At 69.8% G+C, this 25,640-nt stretch carries 22 protein-coding genes and 1 riboswitch; of the genes, 10 read left to right on the forward strand and 12 right to left on the reverse strand.

Annotated features, from left to right (window positions below):
* The first annotated feature begins 80 nt into the window (after positions 1-80).
* Positions 81-917, forward strand: coding sequence for an MlaA family lipoprotein (locus tag AC2YHA_RS06580; protein ID WP_487400832.1), 837 nt, complete (start codon positions 81-83; stop codon positions 915-917).
* On the opposite strand, the gene AC2YHA_RS06585 is transcribed toward AC2YHA_RS06580, so the two are convergent.
* Positions 903-1,793, reverse strand: a complete 891-nt coding sequence (locus tag AC2YHA_RS06585; RefSeq protein ID WP_487400833.1) for an N-acetylmuramic acid 6-phosphate etherase — start codon at positions 1,791-1,793, stop codon at positions 903-905. The genes AC2YHA_RS06580 and AC2YHA_RS06585 overlap by 15 nt on opposite strands.
* A gap of 59 nt (positions 1,794-1,852) precedes the next feature.
* Between AC2YHA_RS06585 and nagA the strand changes: the two genes are divergently transcribed.
* Positions 1,853-3,004: an N-acetylglucosamine-6-phosphate deacetylase gene (gene nagA, locus AC2YHA_RS06590; protein WP_487401714.1), complete on the forward strand. Its 1,152-nt coding sequence runs from the start codon at positions 1,853-1,855 to the stop codon at positions 3,002-3,004.
* A 125-nt stretch (positions 3,005-3,129) separates the two neighbouring features.
* On the opposite strand, the gene AC2YHA_RS06595 is transcribed toward nagA, so the two are convergent.
* From AC2YHA_RS06595 to maiA, 6 genes are all read right to left on the reverse strand, one after another.
* Positions 3,130-3,993, reverse strand: a complete 864-nt coding sequence (locus tag AC2YHA_RS06595; RefSeq protein WP_487400834.1) for a glucosamine kinase nucleotide-binding domain-containing protein — start codon at positions 3,991-3,993, stop codon at positions 3,130-3,132.
* Positions 3,994-4,014: 21 nt separating this feature from the next.
* Positions 4,015-4,764 carry an ABC transporter ATP-binding protein gene (locus AC2YHA_RS06600; RefSeq protein WP_487400835.1) on the reverse strand — a complete coding sequence of 250 codons (750 nt, stop codon included), beginning with the start codon at positions 4,762-4,764 and terminating at the stop codon, positions 4,015-4,017.
* The gene (locus tag AC2YHA_RS06605) at positions 4,761-5,735 is read right to left on the reverse strand and encodes a FecCD family ABC transporter permease (RefSeq protein ID WP_487400836.1); all 975 of its coding nucleotides are present in this window, start codon (positions 5,733-5,735) and stop codon (positions 4,761-4,763) included. The genes AC2YHA_RS06600 and AC2YHA_RS06605 overlap by 4 nt, the downstream gene beginning before the upstream one ends.
* Positions 5,732-6,541, reverse strand: a complete 810-nt coding sequence (locus tag AC2YHA_RS06610) for an ABC transporter substrate-binding protein (protein WP_487400837.1) — start codon at positions 6,539-6,541, stop codon at positions 5,732-5,734. The genes AC2YHA_RS06605 and AC2YHA_RS06610 overlap by 4 nt, the downstream gene beginning before the upstream one ends.
* A 5-nt stretch (positions 6,542-6,546) precedes the next feature.
* A complete protein-coding gene (locus tag AC2YHA_RS06615; protein WP_487400838.1) occupies positions 6,547-8,391 on the reverse strand; it encodes a TonB-dependent receptor plug domain-containing protein in 1,845 nt (614 codons plus the stop codon).
* A gap of 144 nt (positions 8,392-8,535) precedes the next feature.
* A riboswitch (cobalamin riboswitch) is annotated at positions 8,536-8,722 on the reverse strand.
* Positions 8,723-8,741: 19 nt separating this feature from the next.
* Positions 8,742-9,374 (reverse strand): maleylacetoacetate isomerase, encoded by a 633-nt coding sequence (gene maiA / locus AC2YHA_RS06620; protein ID WP_487400839.1) that lies wholly within the window; start codon positions 9,372-9,374, stop codon positions 8,742-8,744.
* 173 nt (positions 9,375-9,547) lie between these two features.
* On the opposite strand from maiA, the gene AC2YHA_RS06625 reads away from it, so the two are divergent.
* Genes AC2YHA_RS06625 through AC2YHA_RS06635 form a run of 3 tightly spaced genes read left to right on the forward strand, consistent with a single transcriptional unit; the run spans position 9,548 to position 15,465 of the window.
* Complete coding sequence (locus AC2YHA_RS06625) at positions 9,548-10,756, forward strand: efflux RND transporter periplasmic adaptor subunit (RefSeq protein WP_487400840.1); 1,209 nt, start codon at positions 9,548-9,550, stop codon at positions 10,754-10,756.
* 12 nt (positions 10,757-10,768) lie between these two features.
* Positions 10,769-13,996: an efflux RND transporter permease subunit gene (locus AC2YHA_RS06630; RefSeq protein WP_487400841.1), complete on the forward strand. Its 3,228-nt coding sequence runs from the start codon at positions 10,769-10,771 to the stop codon at positions 13,994-13,996.
* Positions 13,993-15,465, forward strand: a complete 1,473-nt coding sequence (locus tag AC2YHA_RS06635; protein ID WP_487400842.1) for an efflux transporter outer membrane subunit — start codon at positions 13,993-13,995, stop codon at positions 15,463-15,465. Before AC2YHA_RS06630 ends, AC2YHA_RS06635 begins: the two co-directional genes overlap by 4 nt.
* Here AC2YHA_RS06635 and AC2YHA_RS06640 read toward each other — a convergent pair whose 3' ends face one another.
* The gene (locus AC2YHA_RS06640; RefSeq protein WP_487400843.1) at positions 15,466-15,684 is read right to left on the reverse strand and encodes a hypothetical protein; all 219 of its coding nucleotides are present in this window, start codon (positions 15,682-15,684) and stop codon (positions 15,466-15,468) included.
* 118 nt (positions 15,685-15,802) lie between these two features.
* On the opposite strand from AC2YHA_RS06640, the gene AC2YHA_RS06645 reads away from it, so the two are divergent.
* The 4 genes from AC2YHA_RS06645 to recJ all read left to right on the forward strand — a co-directional run bounded on the left by AC2YHA_RS06645 (position 15,803) and on the right by recJ (position 20,148).
* Positions 15,803-16,360, forward strand: coding sequence for a (2Fe-2S)-binding protein (locus tag AC2YHA_RS06645; protein WP_487400844.1), 558 nt, complete (start codon positions 15,803-15,805; stop codon positions 16,358-16,360).
* Positions 16,361-16,462: 102 nt separating this feature from the next.
* On the forward strand, positions 16,463-17,443 hold the full coding sequence (locus tag AC2YHA_RS06650; protein WP_487400845.1) for an RcnB family protein: 981 nt from the start codon (positions 16,463-16,465) through the stop codon (positions 17,441-17,443).
* A gap of 82 nt (positions 17,444-17,525) precedes the next feature.
* On the forward strand, positions 17,526-18,209 hold the full coding sequence (locus AC2YHA_RS06655) for a prolyl hydroxylase family protein (protein ID WP_487400846.1): 684 nt from the start codon (positions 17,526-17,528) through the stop codon (positions 18,207-18,209).
* A gap of 178 nt (positions 18,210-18,387) precedes the next feature.
* Positions 18,388-20,148, forward strand: coding sequence for a single-stranded-DNA-specific exonuclease RecJ (gene recJ, locus AC2YHA_RS06660; RefSeq protein ID WP_487400847.1), 1,761 nt, complete (start codon positions 18,388-18,390; stop codon positions 20,146-20,148).
* 3 nt (positions 20,149-20,151) lie between these two features.
* On the opposite strand, the gene AC2YHA_RS06665 is transcribed toward recJ, so the two are convergent.
* Positions 20,152-20,916 carry an AraC family transcriptional regulator gene (locus tag AC2YHA_RS06665; protein ID WP_487400848.1) on the reverse strand — a complete coding sequence of 255 codons (765 nt, stop codon included), beginning with the start codon at positions 20,914-20,916 and terminating at the stop codon, positions 20,152-20,154.
* Between the two features lie 90 nt (positions 20,917-21,006).
* Here AC2YHA_RS06665 and AC2YHA_RS06670 point away from each other — a divergent pair, with 90 nt between their 5' ends.
* Complete coding sequence (locus AC2YHA_RS06670; protein ID WP_487400849.1) at positions 21,007-22,230, forward strand: MFS transporter; 1,224 nt, start codon at positions 21,007-21,009, stop codon at positions 22,228-22,230.
* 210 nt (positions 22,231-22,440) lie between these two features.
* Here the strand turns inward: AC2YHA_RS06670 and AC2YHA_RS06675 are convergent, their stop codons facing one another.
* Genes AC2YHA_RS06675 through AC2YHA_RS06685 form a run of 3 tightly spaced genes read right to left on the reverse strand, consistent with a single transcriptional unit; the run spans position 22,441 to position 25,606 of the window.
* A complete protein-coding gene (locus AC2YHA_RS06675) occupies positions 22,441-23,139 on the reverse strand; it encodes a gluconate 2-dehydrogenase subunit 3 family protein (RefSeq protein ID WP_487400850.1) in 699 nt (232 codons plus the stop codon).
* Positions 23,136-24,848 (reverse strand): GMC family oxidoreductase, encoded by a 1,713-nt coding sequence (locus AC2YHA_RS06680; protein WP_487400851.1) that lies wholly within the window; start codon positions 24,846-24,848, stop codon positions 23,136-23,138. Before AC2YHA_RS06680 ends, AC2YHA_RS06675 begins: the two co-directional genes overlap by 4 nt.
* The gene (locus AC2YHA_RS06685; RefSeq protein WP_487400852.1) at positions 24,845-25,606 is read right to left on the reverse strand and encodes a 3-keto-disaccharide hydrolase; all 762 of its coding nucleotides are present in this window, start codon (positions 25,604-25,606) and stop codon (positions 24,845-24,847) included. Before AC2YHA_RS06685 ends, AC2YHA_RS06680 begins: the two co-directional genes overlap by 4 nt.
* Positions 25,607-25,640: the final 34 nt, after the last annotated feature.

The raw sequence follows: 25,640 nt of genomic DNA on the forward strand, positions 1-25,640 counted from the left end.
CGCCGGCAACGCCGAGCGCCCCGCCGGAGGCTTTGCCCGCAGCTCCAGCCGCCCAAACCACGGCAACACCCGACACGGCAGTGCCGACAGCGGATGCGCCGGCGCAGGAGGTGCCCGCCGACGAGCTGACCGGTGACGACATCGTCATCTCGGGTCGGCGGCGCTCTCCCGGCGATCCGGCCGAACGGCTCAATGTCGAGTCCTACAAGGCGGTGCAGGCCGTGGATCGCGCCATCGTCGCCCCGATCGCCAAGGGCTACAAGAAGGGGCTCCCCAAGCCGATACGCGACGGCATCCACAATCTCCTCGATCATCTCCAGGAACCGATCGTCTTCCTGAACTATCTGCTGCAGCTGAAGCCGGGAAAGGCGGTCGAGACGCTGGGCCGCTTCGCGATCAATACCACGGCCGGGCTTGCCGGGACGATCGACATCGCCAAGCGCCGCCCGTTCAAGCTGCCGCACCGCCCGAACAGCTTCGCCAATACCCTCGGCTATTATGGCGTGAAGCCGGGCCCTTACCTGTTCCTGCCGATGATCGGCCCCACGACGGTGCGCGATCTCTTCGGGATAACGATCGACCGGCTCGTCATGCCGGTGGCCGTCGGGAAGCCGTTCAACAAGCCCTACTACACCATTCCGGTCAACACGCTCAGCGCGCTGGATTACCGGGTGGCGTTCGACGACAAGCTGACCGAGCTCCAGGCGGCCAAGGACCCCTATGCCGCGACGCGCGAGGATTACCTCCGGAAGCGCAAGGCCGAAATCGATCGCCTGCACAGCCCGCGCTGGCGCGGACACCGCCCGTCGGAGCAGCCCGCCGCGCCGACCGCTACGCCGGTACCCGCGGCAGAGACCGTGCCCGGCGCGATCCCAGACGCAACCGTCGTGCCGGCCACGCCGTCACCGCGCCCCTGACCCGGCTTCGATCGCCGCGCGAAGATCGCCGTGATGCACGTGCAGGGCGTCGGCCGCAACGGCCGGGTCCATGCCGCGCGCGATCAGGATCGCCAGGGCGATGTCGTTGCCCGCCTCGCCGAGCGCCGCCGCCGCCCGTTCCCGCGAGACCTCCGCCGCCTCCCGCACGATGGCATTGGCGCGCGCTTCGAGCTTGGCGTTCGACACGCGCATGTTGACCATCAGCCCGCGATAGACGCGCCCCAGGCGCAGCATGATCGCGGTCGAGAGGAGGTTGAGCGCCACCTTCTGCGCCGTCCCCGCCTTCATCCGCGTCGAACCGGCGACGGCCTCGCTGCCGGTATCGGCCAGGATCGGATGCTCGGCAGCGGCGAGCAGCGGCGCGCCTTCATTGTTGGCGACACCGATCGTGAGCGCGCCGGCACGACGCGCCGCCTCGATCACCGCGACCGTATAGGGTGTCCGCCCGCTGGCCGCGACGCCGACGACCACATCGTCCCGCCCGATCCCCGCCTCATCAACTTCGGCGCAGGCTCGTTCGACATCATCCTCGGCACCTTCGACGCTCCGCGCAAGCGCGGTCATGCCGCCGGCGATCAGGAACACCAGCCGCTCGCCGGGCCAGCTGTAGGTCGGCGTCAACTCCACCCCGTCCTGCATCGCGACCCGGCCGGACGTGCCCGCGCCGGCATAGACCAGCCTCCCGCCCGCGCGGAGCCGCGCCGCCGCCGCCTCGGCCGCGGCGGCGATGGCGCCGGTCTGCTCCTTGAGCGCGGCGACGGCGGCGATCTGTCCCTCCAGCATCGCCTCCACGGCGGTTGCGGTCGGCCAGCGATCGAGGTCGGTATAGCGCGGGTCTACGGTCTCGGTAGGCATGGCGGCCAGCCTAATGCCGAAACTGGCCAGTGCCCAGCATCGGCCCTATGACGGCGGCGATGACCACCACCGCGATCCTCGGCGCGCGCGTGCTCTCCCCCCACGGCGAGCCCAATCCGCACGGGCTGCTGATCGAGCGCGGGCGCATCCGCCGCCTGCTCGGCGCAGGAGAGCGGCCGGAGGCGGACCGGACGGTCGAACTCGACGGCGGCTGGCTCCTCCCCGGCTTCATCGACACGCAGGTCAACGGCGGCGGCGGCGTGCTGTTCAACGACGCGCCGACCGTCGAGGGCGCCGCCGCCATCGCCGCGGCGCATCGCCGGTTCGGCACCACCGGCCTGCTGCCGACGCTGATCAGCGACGACCTGGAGGTGGTCGACCGCGCGATCACGGCGGTTGACCGGGCGATCGCCGCCGGCGTGCCAGGCGTGCTCGGCATCCACGTCGAGGGGCCGTTCCTCAATCCCGAGAAGCACGGCATCCATGATCCGGCCAAGTTCCGCATCCTCGATGACGACGCGCTGGCGCTCCTCACCCGGCCGGGCCGCGGCGCGCGGCTGCTGACCCTGGCGCCGGAGCTGGCGCCGCCTGGAGCGATCCGCGCGCTGACGGCGGCGGGCGTGATCGTCTCGGCCGGGCACAGCATGGCGAGCCACGCCGAAGCACGCGCCGCGCTCGACGAGGGGCTGGCGGGCTTCACCCATCTGTTCAACGCCATGACCCAGCTCGGCAGCCGCGAGCCGGGCATGGTCGGCGCCGCGCTCGACGACGGCGCCAGCATGTTCGGCCTGATCGTCGACGGCCACCATGTCGCACCGGCGACGCTGCGCATCGCGCTCGCCGGGCGCGGGCTCGATCGGGCGATGCTGGTCACCGATGCGATGCCGCCCGCCGGCACCGACATGACCTGCTTCACGCTGTTGGGACGGGAGATCACCGTCGGCGACGGCAAACTGCGCGCGGAAGACGGCACGCTGGCGGGCGCGGCGCTGACCATGGCCAGCGCGGTCCGCAATGCCGTCGCGATGCTCGGCCTCGACATCGGCGAGGCGTCGCGGCTGGCGGGCGCCAATCCGGCACGCTTCCTCCGCCTCGACCGCGAGACCGGGACGATCGCGCCCGGCCTGCGTGCCGACTTGGTCCACCTCGACGAAGACTTACGTGTCACCCGGTCCTGGATCGGGGGCGAGATGTCCGAGGCGAGCGAATAGCCATTCCGTCACCCCGGCGAAGGCCGGGGTCCACCCTGCCGCTTGCACTGGACAAGCGGCTCGATCCGAAGAGCTCGCCGCCTGGTGGACCCCGGCCTCGCCGGGGTGACGGGAGGTCGTTGCGATCAAGCCTCCCGATACCCCGCCAGGTGCAGCGCCCCGTCGAGCGGGTCGCCGAGCGGCTCCGACAGCCGTGCCACCGTCCGCGAACGCAGCCACGGCTTCATCCGCGGGGCGAGGCCGCCGACCAGCGCACAGCGCGGCGCGCCACGTTCGAAGATCGTCTCGATGAACCGCTCGATATGCTGCGCGGCATCCTCGACGATCGAGCGGGCGATCGCGTCGTTCGCCTCGGCATAGTCCATCACCAGCGGCGCAAAGGCGGCATAGTCGCGCGGGGTCGCCTGATCCATCCAGGCGATCGCGCGCGCGGTCTCATGGTCGAAGCGAGCGGTGACGGCGCTGCTCAGCGGCGTCGGCTTGGTGCGCCCGTCGAGCGCGCGCAGCGCGTGCCGCATCGCGCTGAGGCCGAGCGCTGCGCCGCTGCCTTCGTCCGAGATCGGGAAACCGTAGCCGCCGATCGCGAAATTCTTCCCCTCGAAGCGGATCTGGGCGATGCTGCCGGTGCCGATCACCAGCGTCGCGCCGTCCTGCCCCATGTGCGCGCCGATGTTGGCGATGACGGCATCGGTCTCGAAATGCATCGAAGCGAAAGGCCAGGCGATCGCCGCCAGCGCCTCCCGCGCGCCAGGATGCGACAGGCCGGCGATCCCCATGCCGGCGGCGATCGTCGCGACCTGATCGCGGTCGAGCCCCGCCATCCCGACCGCCTGACCGGCGGCATCCATCAGCGTCGCCTGCAACCGCTCCGCGCCGATGCGCGCATTGGCCGGCCCGGTCTTGCCCGTGCCGAGGATCGTGCCGTCCGCATCGATCAGCCGGCTGCGGCAATGGCTGCCGCCGGCATCGATTCCCAGGAAATAGGCCATGCTCACTCCCGGTTGATGCGCCTATCCGGCGGCGATTCCATCGACGATCACGTCCGGACCGTCTATCCGGGCCGTGACGCCGTAGATATCGGCAATCTGCTCCACCGTCATCGTCTCCGTGACGCTCCCGCTCGCGACGATGCGGCCCTGCTTCATCCAGACGAGCCGGTCGGCATAGCGTGCCGCCAGCGACAGGTCGTGGAGCACCGCGAGCGCGCCCCCGCCCCGCGCGACGAAATCGCGGAGCAGGCCGAGCACGCGATGCTGGTGGCGCGGATCGAGCGACGCCACCGGCTCGTCGGCGACGATCAGCGGCGCCTCCGCCGCCAGCGCGCGGGCGAGGTGCACGCGCGCGAGCTCGCCGCCCGATAGCGTATCGGCGGCACGATCGGCGAGCGGCTGGAGATCGCAGGCGGCGAGCGCATGGCCCACCGCGACCCGATCGGCTTCGCCGAGGTGAGCGGGCGCCGCGCCATGGGCGAAACGGCCGAGCGCGACGACATCGCGCACCTTCGCCGGCCAGGCGAGCGGCCGGGACTGGGGCAGATAGGAGACGCGGCGGGCGCGCTCCATCGCCGGAAGCCGGCGGGCATCATCGCCGGAGATCGTCGCCCCTCCTCGATCGGCGGCGAGCAGGCCCAGCGCCATCCTGAGCAGCGTCGTCTTGCCGGCGCCGTTCGGACCGAGCAGCACGACCAGCTCGCCAGGCGCGAGAGTGAAGGATGCATCCTGGACGATGCCGCTGCGGGTGAGCCCCTCGGCGACGATCATGCCCCCCGCCTCCGCGCCGCGATCAATACGAACAAGGGGGCGCCGACCAGCGCCGCGACCACGCCGAGGCGCAGCTCGTTGGCGGTCGGGATCAGCCGCACGCCGATATCGGCGAGCACCAGGAACAGGCCGGCGAGCAGCGCCGAAGGCACCAGGCTGCGCGCCGGATCATGGCCGACCCACGGCCGCACCAGATGTGGCGCGACGATGCCGACGAAGCCGATCGCCCCGGCGATCGCAATCGAGCCGCCGGTGAGCAGGCCGGCCCCCAGCACCACCGCGATCCGCTGGCGCCGGAGGTCGAGGCCGATCCCGGCCGCCGCCTCCTCGCCCAGCATCAGCGCAGAGAGACCGCGGCGGGTCGCGAGGAGGATCGCGCCGCCCAGCACCAGGAACGGCGCCGCCGCACCGATCTCGTCGAAGCTGCGGTTGGCGACCGATCCCAGCGTCCAGTTGACCATGTCGGCCAGGGTGAAGGGGTTGGGCGCGAGATTGAGCAGCAGCGCCATCACCGACCCGGCGAAGCTCGACAGCCCCACGCCGACGAGGATCAGCGTCGTCACCGAGCTGGTGCGCAACGCCACGCCGGCGATCAGCGCGGTCGCCGCCAGCGCACCGATGATCGACGCCAGCGGCAGCGCGAACAGCCAGGCGCCAGCGAGGCCGTAGTAAAGCGCCACCGTCGCGGTCAGCGCCGCCGAGGCCGAAACGCCGAGCACGCCCGGCTCGGCGAGCGGATTGCGGAGCAGTCCTTGCAGCGCCGCTCCGCTCATCCCGAGCGCGGCCCCCGCCAGCAGGGCGGCGAGCGCACGCGGCAGGCGGATCGCCCAGACGACGAGGCGGTCCCCTATGTCGCCTCCCCCCGTCAGCGCTGCGAGCAGGCGCGGCGCAGACAACGGCACGGAGCCGAGGAAACACGCGGCGACGAGCGCAGCAAGGCAGGCCAGCACAAGGAGCAGGATCAGCCTCATCGCGCCGCCGCCTTCGCCATCGCCTCGACCGCATCGAGCACGAACCAGCCGCCGCACGCGGTCGATGCGCCGGAGAGGTTCGCCGTGGACCGGCCGGCGAGGCGGCGCACCAGCGGGTGGCCGGCCGCGCTCCACGGATCGGGCCGCTTCCAGCGCGTGTCGAGGAAGGCGCTGGCGATCACGTCCGGCGTCGCATAGGCGAGCCGTTCGAGCGGAATCGTGCTCCATCCCGACGCGGTCTGGAAATTGCGGAGGCCCGCTGCGGCGAACATCGCATCGATCATCGTCCCCGGTCCCGCCGTCACCCCGCCCGGCGTGACGTAGAGCGCGCTCCGCCCGCTCCCGCCGTGCCGGAGCGCAGCGAGCCGACGATCGAAGACCTGCGCCATCGCTTCCCCCTTCGCCCGCTCGCCGAGCCCGGCGGCGGTCTCCACCAGCACCCGGCGCACGCCGGCGAGATCGTCGGCATAGCCGAGCTGGAGCACCGGCACGCCCGCACGCGCGAACATCGCCTCCGCATTGGGCCCGCCGCCGTAGCTACGCACGACGAGATCGGGCTTCAGCAGCAGCACGTCCTCCGCGGTCGGCCGCACCTGCCGCACGCCCTTCGCCGCGTCGCGCATGTAGGAGAACTCCGCGGCGGCATCCGGCGACACCGCCAGGATGCGCGCACGCGGCAGCAGGCGGAGGACATACTGGTCGGCGCAATAATCGAGGCTCACCACCCGCATCGGATGTGAGGGAGCCTTCGCCGTCGGCGGCGCGGCGGCGCAGCCGGCGGTCAGCATCGCGAGCAGGATCGCCACCAGCCTCACAGCTTCAGTCGCACGCCTCCATATGCCGCGCGGCCATAGGTGCCGTAGCCCGCCACGGTCTGATAGCGTTCGTCGAACAGGTTATCGACACGCCCGTAGATCGAGAAGCGGTCGTCGATCGGCATCTCCGCACGGATGCCCGCGACGGCGTAACCGTCGAGCCGCACCCGGTTGGCGGCATCGTCGAAGCTGTCGCCCGCCACCAGCAAGGTCGCGCCCAGCGACAGGCCGAACGGCAGGCGATAGTCGGCGCTCGCGCTCCACTGGTCGCGCGGACGGCGCTGGAGGTCGAGCCCGTCGAATCCCGCCGAGCGGTTGAGCGGCTCCATCCAGGTGTAGTTGGCGGCGAAGGTGAGGCTGTCGACCGGCCGCAGCGTCAGTCCCGCCTCGACGCCCTGCACATGGGTACGGTCGATGTTGCCGTAGCAGAAGCAGCCCATGTCGAAGTTGATGCGGTTGCGGACGGTGCGGTCGAAGAAGGTGGCGCCGAAGCGCAGCCGCCCGTCGAGCAGCGCCTGCTCGACGCCGATGTCCCAGCTCTTCGCCGTCTCGGGCGGTAGATCCGGATCGCCGAACGAGCTGAACCGCTCGTAGAGCGACGGCGCGCGGAAGCCTTCGGCATAGCTCGCGCGGATGGTGGTGCGCGTCTTGAGCGCCAGCGCCGCGTTGGCGCTGAAGCTGGTGTGATTGCCGAACGTGTCGCTCTCGTCGTTGCGGACGCCGCCGGTCACGGTCAGCACATCGATCGGACGCACGATCAGCTCGCCGTAGACGCTGGTCAGTCCCGCCGACTTGCGCAGCGTGCCGTCGTAGAAGCGGCTGTCCTCATGCTCGGCGCCGAACACCGCGCGGACCTGCTCGACGATGGTGAAGTCGCCCTGATATTCGTAGCGCTCGCTGCGCCCCCGCGCGAAGAAGCTCGGCTCCGAGCCGAAAGTCGGATCGAAATTGTCGCGGTTCACGTCGGCGATGGTGAAGGCGATCCGGTTCCTGAACCGCCCGCCGGCGAGGTCGGCATGGAGCCCGGCATAGCCGTAGATCTCCTGTGCCTTCGAATATTCGGGCGTGTCGGCCAGCGTGAAGCTCGGCGGCGGGAAGCCGTCGAGGTCGGTACGGCTGTCGGCATAATAGCCGCGCAGGTCGAGGCCGATGCCGGGCGCGATCTCGACGCCGATCCGGCCGGTCGCGCCGAACTGGCGATAGCCGTCGCGCTCGCTGCCGTCCGCTGCCGCGGAGATGCCGTCGGTGCGCAGATAGCCGGCGGTGAGCGATCCGGAGAGCGCGCCGCTCCGCCCCGATATGCCGCCGCTCGTGAACACGCTGTCGGCATAGCCGTATTCGGCATTGGCGCGGGCCTGGAGCCCCTCGCCCGGCCGCTCGGTGATGACGTTGACGACGCCGCCGATCGCCTGGCTGCCCCACGGCACCGAATCCGGCCCGCGCACCACCTCGATCCGCGCGACCGAGCTCGACAAGAGGTTGGCGAAGTCGAACGCGCCGGCGGGAGCCGAGGGATCGTTGACGCGCACCCCGTCGATCACGACGAGCGTGTGCTCGCTCGCGGCGCCGCGGATGCTGACGCTGGTGAGCGTGCCGACACCGCCGCTGCGCGTCACCTGCACGCCCGGCGTGGTGGCGAGCAGGTCGGCGATGGAGACGGTCTGGCGGCGCTCGATCTCGTCGCGGGTGATGACGGTGACGGCCTGGCCGGTCTGGTCGGCCGGCTGCGCGGCGCGCGCGGAGGTGACGACGATGTCATCGCCATCGTCGGACGCGTCCTGGGCATGGGCGGGCAACGCCAGCGCGGCGGCCCCGGCCAGGAACAATGCGGATCGGATCATTCGGACTTCCCTCGCCCGCCCGGCGTCGACTTGGGGCGAGCAGCAACGACATTTCCGGCCCGCCCCATGACAAGGGCGCGACGATGGCCATCGGCTGTCGTTACGAAGGGATGCTTCCCCATGCCCGCGGCTGGACCCGGCCCGGCACGAACGACACGATGGCAGGTCTCCTGGCTCGCCGATCGTCGCTTGCGGCCGTCTTCCCGGAGGCAGGATGCCTCCAGTGACGTATTGGCCGCCAGCTCCCGGCTTACAGTTGCGGGCACAGCGCCGGAATCGCACCGGCTTCCCTCTTCGCCGGTCGCCCGGCACCATCTGGCGCGCGGATTAGGATCGTTGCGGCTGCGAAGTCAATCGGCGTCGGGTTGCCGCTCCGGCTCGGCGTCGACGAAGGCGGGCAGCGTGCGGGCATTGGCGACGACCTCCGCCAGCCGCGGCCAGGCCGAGGTATCGAGCTTGTAGCGCTCGGCATTGTACCATTGCGGCACCAGCACGATGTCCGCGAGCCCGACCGCATCGCCGAACGCGAAGCGCCCGCCGTGACGGGCGACCATCACCTCGAGCGCGTCGAACCCCGCCGCCATCCAGCGCTGCATCCAGGCGACCACGGCATGGCCGTCGGCGCCGAACTCCGATCGCAGGGCATTGACGATGCGCAGGTTGTTCACCGGATGGATGTCCGCCGCGACGGCCAGCGCCATCGCCCGCACGATCGCCCGATCGTCGGGGCCGGCCGGCAGGAACGGCGGCTCGGGATGCGTCTCGTCGAGCCATTCCAGGATCGCCAGGCTCTGGACGAAGACGCGGCCACCCACCTCCAGCGCAGGGACCAGTCCCTGCGGCGACTTCGTGACATAATCCTGCGACGTGTGCGCGCCCGATCGCAGGTCGTGCGTCACCTGCTCATAGGCGAGGCCCTTGAGATTCAGGCCGATTCGCGCGCGGTACGCCGCCGAGGACCGCCAATAGCCGTGCAGGATCATCACCTTCTCCGAGCCGCTTGTGACATTTTGCTACATTATTTCCGTTGCCTCGTGCGACAGGATCGGCGAACGCCCGCGCGATCCTATTGCATTGCGAAACCGTCGCGCCACCGCCGAACGATGAGGTGTTAATGACATCGAGCGCTGCCACCAACGGTTCCCGGAGCGGCACGATGGCATGGCGCGCGGGCGTCATGGCGCTGGCGCTGGTGCTGGGCGCCTGCAGTGGCGGCGATGCCGCTCAGCAGAAGGGCGGTTCGGGCGGCCGGGGTAGTGGTGGCGGAGGTCCGGCGACGGTCGGCTACGTCGTGGTGCAGCCGACCTCGGTCCCGGTCACCACGGAGCTCGCGGCGCGCACCGCCGCCTTCGAGACGTCGGAGGTCCGCCCGCAGGTCTCCGGCATCATCCAGAAGCGGCTGTTCACCGAGGGCGGCATCGTTCGCGCCGGACAGACGCTCTATCAGATCGATCCCAGCATCTATCGGGCAAGCGCCAACCAGGCGAGCGCCAACCTGTCCGCCGCCGCCGCCCAGCTCGAGGCCGCACGCATCCGCGCCGACCGCTACAAGCCGCTCGCCGCGGCCGAGGCGGTGAGCAAGCAGGACTATACCGACGCGGTCGCGCAAGCACGCCAGGCCCAGGCCTCGGTCGCGCAGAACCGAGCGGCGCTCGAATCCGCGCAGGTGAACCTCCGCTTCACGCGCGTCCCCGCTCCCATCACCGGCCGCATCGGCCGCAGCCTCGCCACGGTCGGCGCGCTGGTCACCAGCAACCAGGCCGATCCGCTCGCGGTGATCCAGCGGCTCGATCCGATGTTCGTCGACATCCAGCAGTCGAGCACCGACCTGCTGGCGCTGCGCCGCTCGCTCGCCTCGGGCAACATCGTGCCGACCAGCGCGCAGGTGCGCCTGAAGCTCGAGGACGGCACCGACTATGGCTACACCGGCACCGTGCAGTTCTCCGAGGTGACGGTCGATCAGAGCACCGGCACGGTGACGTTGCGGGCGACCTTCCCCAATCCCGACGGGCTGCTGCTGCCGGGCATGTTCGTCCGCGCGACGTTCGCGCAGGGGATCAACAACAATGCCTTCCTGGTGCCGCAGGCAGCGGTGATGCGCGATCCGCAGGGCAACGCCACCGTCTATGTCGTGGGCCCGAACAACAAAGCTGTGCGGCGGCAAATAACCGCGCCCCGCGCGCAGGGGGCCTTCTGGGTCGTGACCAGCGGTCTCAAGGCAGGCGACAAGGTGATCACCCAGGGCATCGCGCGGCTCAGGCCCGACGCCGACATCAAGCCGGTGCCGGCGAACACCCCGCAGAACATCGGCCCCCCGCAACAAGGGCAGGGTCAGGGCAACGCCGCCGCACCCAAGGGCCGCTGAGGCAGTCGGCCGATGATCTCGCGCATCTTCATCAACCGTCCGATCTTCGCGTGGGTGATCGCGATCATCATCATGCTGTGCGGCGTGGGCGCGATCTTCTCGCTCCCGATCGCGCAATACCCCGACGTCGCGCCGCCGCAGGTCAACGTGCGCGCGAACTTCCCCGGCGCCTCGGCGGAGACGCTGGAGAACAGCGTGACGCAGGTGATCGAGCAGCAGCTCACCGGCATCGACGGCCTGCTCTATTTCACCTCGACCTCCTCCTCGCGCGGGCAGGTGTCGATTTCCGCCACCTTCGAGAAGGGCACCGATCCGGACATCGCCCAGGTCCAGGTCCAGAACAAGGTACAGCAGGCGATATCCCGTCTGCCCCAGCAGGTGCAGCAGCAGGGCATCACCGTCACCAAGTCGAACCCCGACTTCCTGATGATCGTGGCGGTCTATGACGAGACCGACACGCACACCAACGGGGACGTCTCCGACTGGCTGGTCTCCAACATGGAGGAGCCGCTCGGCCGCATCCCCGGCGTCGGCGATTCGAACGTGTTCGGATCGCAGTACGCGATGCGGATCTGGCTCGATCCCAACAAGCTCGCGAGCTTCCAGCTCATGCCGGGCGACGTCGTCACCGCGATCCAGAACCAGAATACCGAGGTGGCGGCGGGCGAGGTCGGCGGTCAGCCGATGCCGGACACCCAGATGCTGAACGCGACCGTCACCGCGCGTTCGCGCCTGCAGACGCCGCAGCAGTTCCGCGACATCATCCTCAAGACGCAGCCGAGCGGCGCTGCCGTGCGGCTCAGCGACGTCGCCCGGGTCCAGCTGGGGCAGGAGAATTACAACTCGCTGAGCCGCGTCAACGGCCACCCCGGCGCCGGCATCGCCATCAACCTTGCACCCGGCGCCGACGCGCTGGAGACCGCCGAGCTCGTCAAGCAATATGTCGAGGCGCAGTCGAAGCGCTTCCCGACCGGCTTCAAATACGCCTTCCCCTACGACACCACCGACTTCATCAAGCTGTCGATCGACGAGGTGGTGAAGACGCTGTTCGAGGCGATCGTCCTCGTCGTCCTCGTCATGTTCGTGTTCCTGCAGAGCTGGCGCGCGGTGCTGGTGCCGGCGGTCGCCGTGCCGATCGTGCTGCTCGGGACCTTCGCCATCTTCGCCATCGCCGGATTCTCGATCAACACGCTCACCCTGTTCGGGCTGGTGCTCGCGATCGGCCTGCTCGTCGACGACGCGATCGTCGTGGTCGAGAACGTCGAGCGTCTGATGGAAGAGAATCCGGACATGACGCCGCGCGAGGCGACGATCGAGTCGATGAACCAGATCACGGTCGCGCTGTTCGCGATCGCGCTGGTGTTGTCGGCGGTGTTCCTGCCGATGGCGTTCTTCGGCGGGTCGACCGGCGTGATCTACCGCCAGTTCTCGGTGACTTTGGTGTCGGCGATGGCGCTGTCGGTGCTGGTCGCGATCGTGCTGAGTCCGGCGCTCACCTCGCACGTCCTCAAGCAGAAGAACCATGGCGGCGAGGACAATGGCTGGCTCGCGCGGCGCTTCCCCATCGTCGGCCGGACGCTGCGCGGGGCGGCGGACCGCTTCAACCGCGGCTTCGAATGGACGGTCGAGCATTATCTGCGGTCGGTCCGCACCGTCGTCGACCGTAAGTGGCTGTTTCTGCTGATCTACGTCGCTGTCTGCGCCGTGCTGGTGGTGATGTTCTTCCGCCTGCCGACCAGCTTCCTGCCGACCGAGGATCAGGGCGGCGCGCAGGTCCAGTTCCGGCTTCCCGCCGGCGCCACGCGCGGCCGCACCTTCGAGGTGCAGCAGGCGGTCGAGAAATATTTCCTCACCAACGAGGCGAAGAACACGCGCGTGCTGTTCACCGTCAGCGGCGGCGGCGGGGGTGGCGTGAGCGGACAGAACACCGGCCAGGGCTTCCTCGCGCTCAAGCATTGGGACGAGCGCAAGGGACGCGAGAACGGCGCCGATGCGATCACCAGCCGCGCGGCGCAGGCGCTGTCGGGCCTGCGCGACGCCCAGGTCTTCGTGCTGGTGCCGCCGGCGATCCGCGGCCTCGGCCAGTCGAACGGCTTCACCATGGAGCTGCAGAACTCCGGCAGCCTCACCCGCGAGCAGTTCGCCGCTGCGCGCGACCGGCTGCTGAACATGGCGGAAAACGATCCCGCGCTGCGGGCGGTGCGCCTCTCCGACCTGCCCGACATCGCCACGCTCAAGATCGACATCGACCAGGCCAAATTGTCCGCGCTCGGGCTCAACGAGGCCGACGTCAACAATACCCTCTCGACCGCCTGGGGCGGCCGCTACGTCAACGACTTCATCGACCGCGGCCGCGTGAAGCGCGTGTACGTGCAGGGCGACGCGCCGTTCCGCGCCTCGCCCGAGGACATCTCCAAGTGGTTCGTGCGCGGGGCGAACGGGCAGATGGCGCCCTTCTCCTCCTTCGCGCGCATCTCCTGGTCGCAGGCGCCGACGACGCTGTCGCGCTTTTCCGGCATCTCCTCCTTCGAGTTCCAGGGCCAGTCCGCGCCCGGACACAGCTCGGGCCAGGCAATGGAGCGGATGGAGCAGCTCGCCGCGCAGATCCCCGGCACCTCGGTCGCCTGGGCGGGCCTGTCCTATCAGGAGCGGCTGTCGTCGGGGCAGGCGCCGATCCTCTACGGCCTGTCGCTGCTGGTCGTGTTCCTATGCCTCGCCGCGCTCTATGAGAGCTGGTCGGTCCCGATCGCAGTGCTGCTGGTGATCCCGCTCGGCCTGGTCGGCGCGGTGTTCGCAGTGACGCTGAGGGGCCTGGAGAACGACGTGTTCCTCCAGATCGGCCTGCTCACCACCATGGGCCTCGCCTCCAAGAATGCGATCCTGATGATCGAGTTCGCCGAGGCCGCCGAGCGGAAGGGCGCGCGCGTGCTCGACGCCGCGCTCGAGGCCGCCCGCATCCGTCTGCGCCCGATCCTGATGACCAGCTTCTCCTTCATCTTCGGCGTGCTGCCGCTGGCGATCTCGACCGGCGCGGGCGCCAACGGCCGCATCGCGATCGGCACCTCGGTGATCGGCGGCATGATCACCGCGACCATCCTGGCGATCTTCTACATTCCGCTGTTCTTCGTACTGGTGCGCCGCAGCGTCCGCGACGGGCTCGCGCGGCTCAGGGGCAAGCCGACCGGCTACCAGGGGCCGTCGCACCACGACGACGAGGAAGGGGAGCCGAAGCCGGCATGATCCGCCCGATCCTTCCCCTCACCTCGCTGATCGCGCTCGCCGCCTGCTCGATGGCGCCGGAATACGAGCGACCGGCGGCACCGGTGCCGTCGTCCTGGCCGGTCGGCGACGCCTACCTCCGCCAGAACGAGGCGGGGCTGCCCAGCGTCAGCTATCGCGACATCTTCCGCGACCCCAGGCTGCAGGCGCTGGTCGAGCAGGCGCTCGCCAACAACCGCGACCTGCGCGTCGCCGCCGCCAACATCGCCGCGGCGCGCGGCGCCTATCGCTCGCAGCGGAGCACGCTGTTCCCGACGGTCGGCACCGGGGCGAGCGCAGGCGCGAGCAAGGGCGGCACCAACGCCCAGAACGCCGGCTCGAGCAACGACGTACGCGAAAGCTATTCGGCCAACGTCGGCATCACCGCCTTCGAGGTCGACCTGTTCGGCCGCGTCCGCTCGCAGAGCCGCGCCGCGCTGGAGGATTATTTCGCCACCGAGGCGGCGGCGCGCGCGACCCGGCTCACGCTGGTCGGCGACATCGCCAACGCCTGGCTCACCTATGCCGCCGACAAGAGCCTGCTCGCGCTGGCGGAAGATACGGCGAAGAACGCGCAGGAAAGCGTCCGCCTGACACGGCTGCGGCTGGAGGGCGGCATCGCGCCGCGCACGGACCTCCGCCAGGCCGAGCAGACCGAGGCCCAGGCCCGCTCCGATATGGCGGCGCAGCGCACCGCGCTCGCGCAGGACGTCAACCTGCTCCAGCTCCTCGTCGGCGCGCCGATCGACCCGGCGCAGCTCCCCGCCTCGATCGACGAGGCGGCGCCGACGCTGGCAGAATTGCCCGCCGGGCTCGATTCGGGCGTGCTGCTGCGCCGGCCGGACGTGGTCCAGGCCGAATACCAGCTCCGTTCCGCCAATGCCCGCATCGGCGCGGCGCGCGCGGCGCTGTTCCCGCGCATCAGCCTGACGGGGCTGCTCGGCTTCGCCAGCACGGCGCTGGGATCGCTGTTCGACGGCGACCGCTTCACCTGGAACGCCTCGGGCGGCATCGACTACAACATCTTCGACGCGGGCGGCGCGCGCGGCGACCTGCTCCAGGCGCGCGCGCAGCGCGATGCGGCGGTCGCGACCTACGAGAAGGCGATCCAGACCGCCTTCCGCGAGGTCTCCGACGCGCTCGCCCGCCGCGGCACCATCGCCGATCAGGAAACGGCACAGCGCAGCCTCGTCACGGCGGCGCAGGACAATTACGACCTGTCCTACGCCCGCTACCGCGGCGGCATCGACACCTTCCTGCAGAGCCTCGATGCGCAGCGCTCGCTCTATTCGGCGCAGCGCAGCTACGTCGGCACGCGGCTGGATCGCGCCACCAACCTCGTCGACCTCTACCGCGCGCTGGGCGGCGACGCGTTGCTCGATGCGACGCCGGAAGGCCCGAAGCCGCTGTCGCCAGAACCGGCCGCCACGCCGACGCCGCGGACCCGCTGATCACTCGTCGTCGACGGCTTCGTCCTCGTCCTCGTCCTCGTCGAGGCCGAGCGCCTCCTCCTCGTCCAGGTCGAGTTGCTCCTCGATCGCCTCGCTGATCAGGTCGAGCTGCTCGTAGGTCGCGCTGTATTCGACGGTCTCGCCGTCCTCGTCCTCGACATGGAGCAGGTAGCCGTCGGCTTCCTGCGTGATCGTGAACTGTCCAAGCACCTTTGCCATTGCCGCACTCCATCGCCTGGGGCTTCCGCCCGACAACCCCGCAGCGCGGCGCGCGTTCCAATGGCCGAAGCGCGGCGCGCGTTCCAATGGATCGTCGGACAGGCTAGAGTGGACGCCGATGACCCGCTTCACCGTCAACAACCAGCCGGTCGAATATGAGCTGGACCCCGCCACGCCCCTGCTCTGGGCGCTGCGCGACGCCTCCAACCTCACCGGCACCAAATACGGCTGCGGCACCGGCGAGTGCGGCGCGTGCACGGTCGACATCGACGGCAAGGCGGTCCGCTCCTGCACCGTCGCCATCGGCGAGATCGAAGGCGTCTTCGTCACCACCATCGAGGGCTTGTCGCGCGACCGCAGCCACCCGGTGCAGCAGGCATTCCTCGCCTCCAACGTCGGACAATGCGGCTATTGCATCCCGGGCCTGGTGATGACCGCCCAGGCGCTGATCCGTGCCAATCGCAATCCCGACGAGGACCAGATCAGGGCGGCGATCACCAATCTCTGCCGCTGCGGCAGCTATCCCCGGATCGTCGCCGCGATCCAGCAGGCGGCGGCGATCGCGCGCGGCGACGAGACGATCGACACCACGCCGCGGCCTGACACCGATCCCGCCGAGGCAGCCCGAGCGGTCCCGGCGCTCGCTCCGCCGCCGCCGAAGCGGCCGACTTCCTGACAGATTGCTTTCAGCCCAATTCAGCCATCGCTCATCGCTCCTCTGGCAATAAGCGTGCCATCGAGACGTGTGCCGGGCGACCGGCCGTGGAGTGACACGAACATGAATAAGGCGATTCTGGCCGCGCTGATCGCGGCGACTGCGCTGGCGCCGATCGCCGCCAGTGCGCAGGAATGGCGCGGCCGAGGCGGCGGCGACCGTGGCGGCTCTCCTCGGGCCGAGCAGCCGCGCGGCAACGGCGGTGGCGGCGAGCGTTTCCAGCGGAGCGGTCAGCGCCCCGACTGGTCGCGCCCGAGTGCTCCGCAAAATGCTCCGTCGCGCAGCTTCGACAATGGCGGGCGGCGCTTCGACCGTCCGCAGTTCCAGGGCCGCCCGCAGTTCCAGCGACCCGACGGCCAGGCGCGTCCCGCCTTCCGGCCGGGTGGGAATGACGGCGACGGCTTCGGCCGCCGCTGGCAGGGCAACGGCCGCCCCGACTTCCGCCGCGACGACAACCGGCCTCCGGTGAACGCCACTCCCGGCGTGCCGCGCGGTGACCGCGACGGCGACGGCCGCCGCGACTGGAATCGCGATCGTCGCGATGGGCAATGGGACCGCAACCGGGACAATGATCGCCGCAACTGGAGCAGCGAGCGCCGCGACGGGGATCGGCGGGGCGACTGGAACCAGCGCCGCGACTGGGACCGCCGGGGCGACTCGAACCGGCGCGACTGGGATCGCCGCAACTGGAACCGGGGCGATTGGGACCGCCGGGACTGGGATCGGCGCGGCAACTGGAACCGCGGCTGGCGCAACGACAATCGCTACAACTGGCGGGATTGGCGCTCGCGTAACCGCTACGCCTATCGCCTGCCGCGCTATTATGCGCCTTACGGCTGGGACTACGGCTATCGCCGGTTCAGCATCGGCGTGACGCTGAACTCCATTCTGTTCGCCCAGAACTACTGGATCGCCGATCCCTGGGAATATCGCCTGCCGCCGGCCTATGGCCCCTATCGCTGGGTGCGCTACTACAACGACGCGCTGCTGGTCGATATGGACACGGGCGAGGTGGTCGACGTGATCTACGACATCTTCTGGTAAGCTGCCCCGATCACGCGCCGAGGGGCCGGTCCGCGAGGGCCGGCCCCTTGATTTTGATGCTTGCCGCGCCATGGTCGGGATCATGAACGTGGTTGAGAAAAAGGCAGGATCGCTGTCCCGCACCCGCGCCCAGTTCGGCGCGAGCGTGGTCGCGCGGCTGGAGGCGAATCCCAAGGTCAAGCGCGCCAAGGTCGAGACCGCCGACGTCTTCTATCATCAGGACTTCATCACCGATGCGGAGTGCGACACGCTCATCCGGCTGATCGACGCAGGCCGCCGCCCCTCGACCCTGCTCGCCTATTCGAGCGATCCCAATTTCCGGACCAGCGAAAGCTGCGACCTTGACCGATTCTCGCCGCTGGTGCGTCCGATCGACGAGCGGATCGCCGATCTGCTCGGCATCGATCCCCCTTATGGCGAGACGATGCAGGGCCAGCGCTATGCCCCCGGCCAGCAATTTCGCGCGCACCACGATTATTTCCACGAGACCGCCGACTATTGGCCACGGATGAAGGCGGAGGGCGGCCAGCGCACCTGGACCGCGATGATCTACCTCAGCGACGTCGAGGAAGGCGGCGCCACCTGGTTCCCGCAGGCAGGCGTCCGGGTACCACCGCGGAAGCGAATGCTGCTCGCCTGGAACAACATGAAGCCCGATGGCAGCCCCAACACCAATACGCTCCACGAGGGCATGGCGGTGACGAAGGGCGTCAAATACATCGTCACCAAATGGTTCCGCGAAGACCATTGGTACAAGCCGCGCTGACCCGCACACCACCGTCACCCCGGCCTTGTGCCGGGGTCCACGGTGCCGCAACCTATGCACAAGAGGCTCGAGTCTTGGATCAGCCGCTCGGTGGACCCCGGCACAAGGCCGGGGTGACGGTGAGATTGGGGCACCGGTCACCCTACCCTCGCCCCTTCTATCGAGCTAAGCCACGCGGATGACTCCCGTGCTTGGCATCCAGCGATCGATCCTCGGCCAGCCCTGGCGCTGGCGTGGCCTGGCGGCGGATGCGCGCGACGGGCTGGTGCCGGACGATCTCGTCACGACGCTGCTGCTCGCCCGCGGCTGCCCGCGCGACGGGCTCGACGCCTACCGGACGCCCAGCATCCGCGGCTTCATGCCGGATCCCTCGATCTTCCGCGACATGGACCGCGCCGCCGCCCGCCTCGCCGACGCTGTCGCCGCGCGCGAGACGGTCGCGGTGTTCGGCGACTATGACGTCGACGGCGCCACCTCGGCCGCGCTGATGGTGCGGCTGCTGCGCGATCTCGGCCTGGCGCCCCGCCCCTATATCCCCGATCGGCTGATGGAGGGCTACGGCCCCTCGGGCGAGGCGCTCGTGCGGCTGGCGCGCGAAGGCGCGAGCCTGATCGTCACCGTCGACTGCGGCGCGCAGGCGTTCGAGGCGCTGGAAATGGCGCGCGGGGCCGGTGTCGACGTGATCGTCGTCGACCACCACAAATGCGCCGCCGCGCTTCCCGTCGCCCATGCCGTCGTCAATCCCAACCGCCTCGACGAGACCGACGGCGCCGCGCACGGCCACCTCGCCGCGGTCGGCGTCGCTTTCCTGCTCGCCGCCGCGCTGCTGCGCGAGCTGAGGCAACGCGGCTGGTTCGCCGAGCATCCGGAACCGCGCCTGCTCGACCTGCTCGACCTGGTCGCGCTCGGCACCGTCGCCGACGTGGCGGCGTTGCGCGGCCTCAACCGCGCCTTCGTGGCCCAAGGCCTCAAGGTCATGGCCCAGCGGCGCAATCCCGGCATCGCCGCACTGATCGAGGCCTCCCGCCTCACCCGCGCGCCGACCGCGAGCGATCTCGGCTTCGCACTCGGCCCGCGCATCAACGCCGGCGGGCGTGTGGGCAAGTCGGACCTCGGCGTGCGCCTGCTCACCACCGATGATCCTGACGAAGCACGCGTGATCGCGCAGGAGCTCGATCGCCTCAACGAGGAACGCCGAGCGATCGAGGCCGGCGTCCAGGTTGCCGCCGAGGAGATGATCCACGCCAAGGGCAACCGCGCCGTCGCGGTCGTCGCAGGCGCCGGCTGGCATCCCGGCGTGATCGGCATCGTCGCGGGTCGGCTCAAGGAAAAGCTCAACCGCCCCGCCATCGTCATCGCGCTCGACGAGGCGGGCGTCGGCAAGGGATCCGGCCGCTCGATCGCCGGCGTCGACCTCGGTGCGGCGGTGCTGTCGGCCAGGGAGCACGGCCTGCTCGTCGCCGGCGGCGGCCATGCCATGGCGGCGGGGCTCACCGTCGCCGCCGATCGGCTCGACGCCTTCGCCGACTTCCTCGAGGAACGCCTCGCCGAGCCGGTCGCCCGCGCCGCCGACGACCGCGCGCTGCTGATCGATTCGGTGCTGGCGCCGGGCGGAGTCTGCCCCGACCTCGTCACCGCGCTGGAGGCCGGCGGCCCCTATGGCATGGGCTGGCCCGCCCCGCGCGTCGCGGCGGGGCCGGTGCGGCTGGTCAAGGTCGACGTGGTCGGCAACGGCCACGTCCGCACGATCGCGGCGGGCGACGACGGCCGCAGCCTCAAGGCGGTCGCCTTCCGCGCCGCCGACACCGCGCTCGGCGCCGCGCTGCTCGGCGCGCCGTCGCACCGCCGCCTCTGGCTCGCCGGCCGCGCCAGGATCGACGACTGGGGCAGCCGCCCGGCCGCGGAGCTCCACATCGACGACGCCGCCTGGGTGGATTGACGCCTACGGCCGATAGCGACTCGGCGGCACCCCCAGCACGCGCTTGAACATCGTCGAGAAATTGGCCGGCCCGTCATAGCCGAGGTCGAGCGCGATCGCCGTGATCGGCTCGCCCGCCGCGAGCCTCGGCAGCGCGACCGACAGGCAGGCCTGCTGCCGCCACTCGGCGAAGCTCATGCCCGTCTCGCGCCGGAACAGCCGCGTGAAGCGGCGGCGGTTCATCGCCAGCGCATCGGCCCATTGATCGATGGTGGCGGTCGCCTGCGGCCGCTCGAGGAACGCCTGGCATCGCGCCGCCAGCGCGGGATGACGCGGGAACGGCACCGCCAGCGGAATGACCGGCGCCCGGTCGAGCTCTGCGACCAGCAGCTTCATTATCAGTCCATCGCGCCCATTCTCGTCATACTCGGCCGGCACCTCCGCCGCCACGACGAGGAGCTGGCGCAGCAAGGGAGAGACGGCGACCACGCCGCAGGTACGCCCACGCGCCGGGCAGGCTTCGGGCTCGATCAGGACGCTGCGGGTCTGCACCGCGCCGACCATGCGCACGGCGTGGGGCATTCCCGCCGGTATCCAGACGCCGCGCTCGGGCGGCGCCACCCAGGCCCCGTCCGGCGTGCTGACCGCGACCACGCCGCTCGCCGCATAGAGGAATTGGCCGCGCCGATGCCGGTGTTCGGCCAGCTCGAACGACGGCGGATAGTCGTTGCCGATCCCGACGACCGGCCGCGGCACATCCTCATAATCGTGCGAATAGCGCTGCTGCATGCCTGTCCCGATCTCAAAATCGAATGGCCCATATGGAGAAGCGGGACGCAATGGGAAGGGCTAATCGCTCCGTCCGCGAAAGGAGCAGCGATGAACGAGATGACGGCGGTAGCGAAGCCTCGGGTGGCGGCGACAGGCACGGCGTTCGGCGTGATCGTCGCGATCAGCTTCTGCCACATGCTCAACGACATGATGCAGTCGCTGCTCCCGGCCATCTATCCGGGGCTCAAGACCGATCTGGGGCTGAGCTTCGGTCAGATCGGTCTGGTGACGCTCGCCTATCAGATCACCGCCTCGATCCTGCAGCCGCTGATCGGCCTTTATGCCGACAAGCGGCCGAGCCCGTTCGCGCTGCCCGGCGGAACATTGTTCTCGCTCGCGGGCCTGACGGTGCTGTCGATCGCGCACAGCTATGGACTGGTGCTGCTCGGCGCGGCGCTGCTCGGCGTCGGATCGTCGGTCTTCCACCCCGAATCCTCGCGCGTCGCGCGGATGGCGGCGGGCGGGCGGCACGGGCTCGCCCAGTCGCTGTTCCAGGTCGGCGGCAACGCCGGCCAGGCGCTGGGCCCGCTCGCGGCGGCGCTGGTGGTGGTGCGCTGGGGCCAGTCGAGCCTCGCCTTCTTCGCCCTGATGGCGCTGCTGTCAGGCGCGGTGCTGTGGAACGTCGCCGCCTGGTATCGCCATCACGGCCTCGTCCGCCTCAAGGCCGGCGACGGGGCATCGGCGGTGTACGAGCTGCCGAAGGGACATGCCGTCAGGGGCATTGCGATCCTGCTGGCGCTGATCTTCTCGAAATATGTCTATCTCGCCAGCCTCACCAGCTATTTCACCTTCTACCTGATCCACCGGTTCGGCGTGTCGGTGCAGGACGCGCAGTTCCACCTGTTCGCCTTCCTCGCCGCGGTCGCGGTCGGCACCGTCGCCGGAGGCCCGCTCGGCGACCGTTTCGGCCGCAAATACGTGATCTGGTTCTCGATCCTGGGTGCGCTGCCCTTCACGGTGCTGTTGCCCCACGTCAGCCTGTTCTGGATCGCGCCGCTCACCATCGCGATCGGCCTGATCCTGGCCTCTGCCTTTCCCGCGATCGTCGTGTTCGCGCAGGAACTCGTGCCCGGCAAGGTCGGCATGATCTCCGGCCTGTTCTTCGGCTTCTCGTTCGGCATGGGCGGCCTCGGCGCCGCCGCGCTCGGCTGGATCGCCGACCGGACCAGCATCGAGACGGTCTATCAGCTCTGCGCGTTCCTGCCGGCGATCGGCCTGCTCACCGCGTTCCTTCCTGATGTCGGGCGTAAGCAATCTTCGTCCGAAGCCTGATCCCAATATATGCGGGGAACGCCGGGCGGCGCAAAGCGGAAGCCGAAACGCTCCGCTGGTGCCCCTACGGGAGGCGCTTTATCCATCTACGATACTGATAAACAAAACAGGCTTTGTTACTCTCCGGATGGAGCCACCATCAGAAGCATCTTCATCGTCCATGGTCAATTTGTATGAGTGCGGGACGGGAGAGGTTATCCGAGTTCGGATCTAGGACTCTCTCAATCCCAACCGATTGACCACCTCAGCGAAATGCGCCAGCGCCTCCGGTGTCGGCCCGGGATAATCGCCGGGCGTCGGCTGGTCGCCGATGAAGCCCATGTCGGCCTTGCCTTCCGGCAGGCTGTAGAAGCCCAGAACGAAAAGATACCGCAGCGTATCCATGAAGGCGACGGGCGCCGTCATCTTGGCGGCAGGCGCCGCAGCGGTCAGCGCGTCCAGCAGCTCGACGCGCTGTGCCGGCGTGATCGCATCGAATGCGGCGCCGTGCATCGCCCGGCTCTGCGCGTCGAGCCAGATCAGCCCGCCGAGCACCTGCGCCCTGTCCGCCCGCTGGATCGGATAGGGTGCGCTGATCCATTCGTCCACGAACGCCCCGACACCGAGCGTGCCGGCACCCGGCGACCGCTCGTCGGCGGGGAGGATCAGGTCGCCCAGCAGATCGACGGTCGTGCGCTGCGCCTTGCTGAGGGTCAGCGGCCAGGGCGCCACGGGCTTGGTCAGATCGGGATCGCGGCCATAGCCCTTGGCCGGTGGTGGCTCAGGCAACGTATCGGGCCAGTCCGCGACGATGTCGAACGGCGGGGCAGCGCCGCTTCCGGCGGCCATCGCCGGCGGCGACCAGCGCGCGAGCGGAAGCATCGCCGCGGACATCATCCATTGCAAGGTGGCGCGGCGCGACAGGGTCAAGCGAAGGCTCCTGACTTGAAACGCTCGGCGAGCCGCTCGGAAGCGCGCAGCGCCAGCGCGAGGATGGTGAGCGTCGGGTTCTTGTGCGCGCCGGAGGCGAAGATCGCGCCGTCCATCAGCACCAGATTGCCGACGTCCCAGGTCTGGCCATAGCTGTCGACCACCGACGACCGCGGGTCCGCGCCCATCCGCGCGGTGCCGAGCTCGTGGATGATCTCGCCGCCGGCGGTGATGATCTTCTCGGGCGGCAGGGCGGGATCGAGGATCACGGCGTTCATCCGCTTGAAGACGGCGTGCGCGGTCCGCTGCCCGTGCGCGACCTGGTTCAGCTCGTTCTGCGACCAGCGGAAGGCGAACCGCAGCACCGGGATGCCGAACCGGTCCTTCACCGCGGGATCGATCTCGCAATAGCTGTCCTTGTTGGGGATCATCTCGCCGCGCAGCGTCATCCCGATGGTGGCACCCGAGGCGCTGCGCACGGCCTTCTTGAGCGCCGGCCCCCACACGCGCGGCAGCGCGGCCGCCGGCGGAATGCCGAACCGCCCGCCGAGCTCGAAATGATAGCCGCGGGCGAAGTCCAGCTCGCCGCGCTTCTGCTGCTGGTACAGCCAGAAGGGGATGTACATGTGCTGCCCGCCGATGCCGTCCTCGTTGTAGCGCGGGCGGTCGGCGAGCGCGGGAACATAGGCGCGGAAGGACGCGCCCGTCGAATCGGTGAGGTTGCGCCCGACCTGGCCGGAGGAATTGGCGAGGCCGCCGGGCCGTTCGCCGTCGCCCGAATTGAGCAGCAGCCGCGTGGTTTCGCACGTCCCCGCCGCAAGCACCACGGCCCTCGCCTTTGCCTGGTGGCGGACGCCCGTCTTGCGGTCGACATACTCGACCCCGGCGGCTCGGCCGGCCGCACCCATCACCACGCGCGAGACCATCGCGTCGGTCACGATCGTCAGCCGCCCGGTGGCCTTCGCCATCGGCAGGAAGGAAGTGGTCGTCTGGAACATCGCCCCGATCGTGCAGCCGCGCGTGCAGGGCGTGGCGTTGAAGCAGGCGCTGCGCGGCGCGACGTCGTCGGGCATGTCGCGCGTCAGCACGGCGGTATGCGCCGGCCGCACCGGGATGCCCAGGCTTTCGGCAGCCGCCTTGATGAGCATTTCCGTAACGCGCGGCTTGGGCGGCGGCATCAGGCAGCCCGCCGGCGAATCGGGATGGTTCTCCAGCTCGATCCGTCCGCCGTTGACGCCGATCATCCGCTCGACGCGGTCGTAAAAGGGGGCGACGTCGTCATAGCCGATCGGCCAATCCACCCCGAGCCCGTCGCGCGAGAAGGGCTTGAAGTCATAGGGTCCCCAACGCGGCACGTGCCGGCCCCAGTGGTTGGTCCGCCCGCCCAACATCCGCGAGCGGTACCAGCGGAAGTCGGTGCCCTCATGCATGGTGTAGGGTTCGCCGTCGACCTGCCACCCGCCGCCCACCGTCGCATCGAAATAGCCGAACGGCTTGTCGGGCGTGGCGGCCCCACGCAGCGGCGCGTCGCTCTCGGGCGCGAACATGTTGACCTCGGCCTGCGGGTCATAGTCGCGGCCCGCCTCCAGCATCAGGCAACGCAGGCCCGCTTTGGTCAGGCTATAGGCCGCCATGCCGCCCGCGGCGCCCGAGCCGACGATGATGACGTCGGCCGCGGCGCCCGCCGGATCGAGTGCGCCGGACGTCACCGGGCGCCTGCCTTGGCGTCCATGCCCCGCGCGTCGAGCCGGCGGAGCTTGACGTTGCGGAACGCGACCGGCTCGCCATGGTCCTGCAGGCCGATCACGCCGCTGCGAAAGGTGCCGAACAACGGCATGGTCGCGAATTTCGATGCCGCCACCCGCTTCCGCCACGCGGCATCGCCGAAGGTGACGTCGGCGGTGAGCTTGCCGTTCAGCCATTGCCGGATACGCCCCGGCTCGACGCGCAGCCGCGCGTGGTTCCAGGTCCCGGCCGGATGTGCCGCGCCCGGCGGCGGCACCGTCAGGTCGTAGAGCGCGCCAGCGCGATGCGACGGGATCTTGCCGTCGGGGTGCCCGGCATCGTCCAGGATCTGCATCTCCAGGCCGGTCTCGTAGATGTACCTGGTCTGCGGCACGTTCCGCGCGAGATAGAGAATGCCGCTGTTGCCGCCGCGCTCGACCTTCCAGTCGAGCGTCAGCTCGAACGCGCCATAGCTGTCGGCGGTGACCAGGTCCGCCCCGCTCATCTTGCCGCTGCTCGCCGTCAGCATCAGCACGCCGTCGCGTACCGTCCACGACGAGGCGGGCGCGCCGCCGGTGTAGGATCGCCAGCCGGCGAGGTCGCGGCCGTTGAACAGCAGCTGCCAGCCTTCGGCGCGCTCCCGGGCGGTGAGCGTATTGGATGCGGTATCATGGTGGTCGGCCAGCGCCGGAGTCGCCGTCAGCGCCAGAAGGAAGAGGCCGGCACCGGATAATCTACGCATCTTGTCTCTCCCGAAAGCCCGACCCGATTCCGCA

Source organism: Sphingomonas sp. SRI_018, from assembly GCF_057586275.1.

Coding starts and splice junctions, on each gene's coding strand:
- AC2YHA_RS06585 (WP_487400833.1), bottom strand. CDS start 1,793: ATGCCTACCGAGACCGTAGACCCGCGCTATACCGACCTCGATCGCTGG.
- nagA (WP_487401714.1), top strand. CDS start 1,853: ATGACCACCACCGCGATCCTCGGCGCGCGCGTGCTCTCCCCCCACGGC.
- AC2YHA_RS06595 (WP_487400834.1), bottom strand. CDS start 3,993: ATGGCCTATTTCCTGGGAATCGATGCCGGCGGCAGCCATTGCCGCAGC.
- AC2YHA_RS06600 (WP_487400835.1), bottom strand. CDS start 4,764: ATGATCGTCGCCGAGGGGCTCACCCGCAGCGGCATCGTCCAGGATGCA.
- AC2YHA_RS06605 (WP_487400836.1), bottom strand. CDS start 5,735: ATGAGGCTGATCCTGCTCCTTGTGCTGGCCTGCCTTGCTGCGCTCGTC.
- AC2YHA_RS06615 (WP_487400838.1), bottom strand. CDS start 8,391: ATGATCCGATCCGCATTGTTCCTGGCCGGGGCCGCCGCGCTGGCGTTG.
- maiA (WP_487400839.1), bottom strand. CDS start 9,374: ATGATCCTGCACGGCTATTGGCGGTCCTCGGCGGCGTACCGCGCGCGA.
- AC2YHA_RS06625 (WP_487400840.1), top strand. CDS start 9,548: ATGGCATGGCGCGCGGGCGTCATGGCGCTGGCGCTGGTGCTGGGCGCC.
- AC2YHA_RS06630 (WP_487400841.1), top strand. CDS start 10,769: ATGATCTCGCGCATCTTCATCAACCGTCCGATCTTCGCGTGGGTGATC.
- AC2YHA_RS06635 (WP_487400842.1), top strand. CDS start 13,993: ATGATCCGCCCGATCCTTCCCCTCACCTCGCTGATCGCGCTCGCCGCC.
- AC2YHA_RS06640 (WP_487400843.1), bottom strand. CDS start 15,684: ATGGCAAAGGTGCTTGGACAGTTCACGATCACGCAGGAAGCCGACGGC.
- AC2YHA_RS06645 (WP_487400844.1), top strand. CDS start 15,803: ATGACCCGCTTCACCGTCAACAACCAGCCGGTCGAATATGAGCTGGAC.
- AC2YHA_RS06650 (WP_487400845.1), top strand. CDS start 16,463: ATGAATAAGGCGATTCTGGCCGCGCTGATCGCGGCGACTGCGCTGGCG.
- AC2YHA_RS06655 (WP_487400846.1), top strand. CDS start 17,526: ATGAACGTGGTTGAGAAAAAGGCAGGATCGCTGTCCCGCACCCGCGCC.
- recJ (WP_487400847.1), top strand. CDS start 18,388: ATGACTCCCGTGCTTGGCATCCAGCGATCGATCCTCGGCCAGCCCTGG.
- AC2YHA_RS06665 (WP_487400848.1), bottom strand. CDS start 20,916: ATGCAGCAGCGCTATTCGCACGATTATGAGGATGTGCCGCGGCCGGTC.
- AC2YHA_RS06670 (WP_487400849.1), top strand. CDS start 21,007: ATGAACGAGATGACGGCGGTAGCGAAGCCTCGGGTGGCGGCGACAGGC.
- AC2YHA_RS06685 (WP_487400852.1), bottom strand. CDS start 25,606: ATGCGTAGATTATCCGGTGCCGGCCTCTTCCTTCTGGCGCTGACGGCG.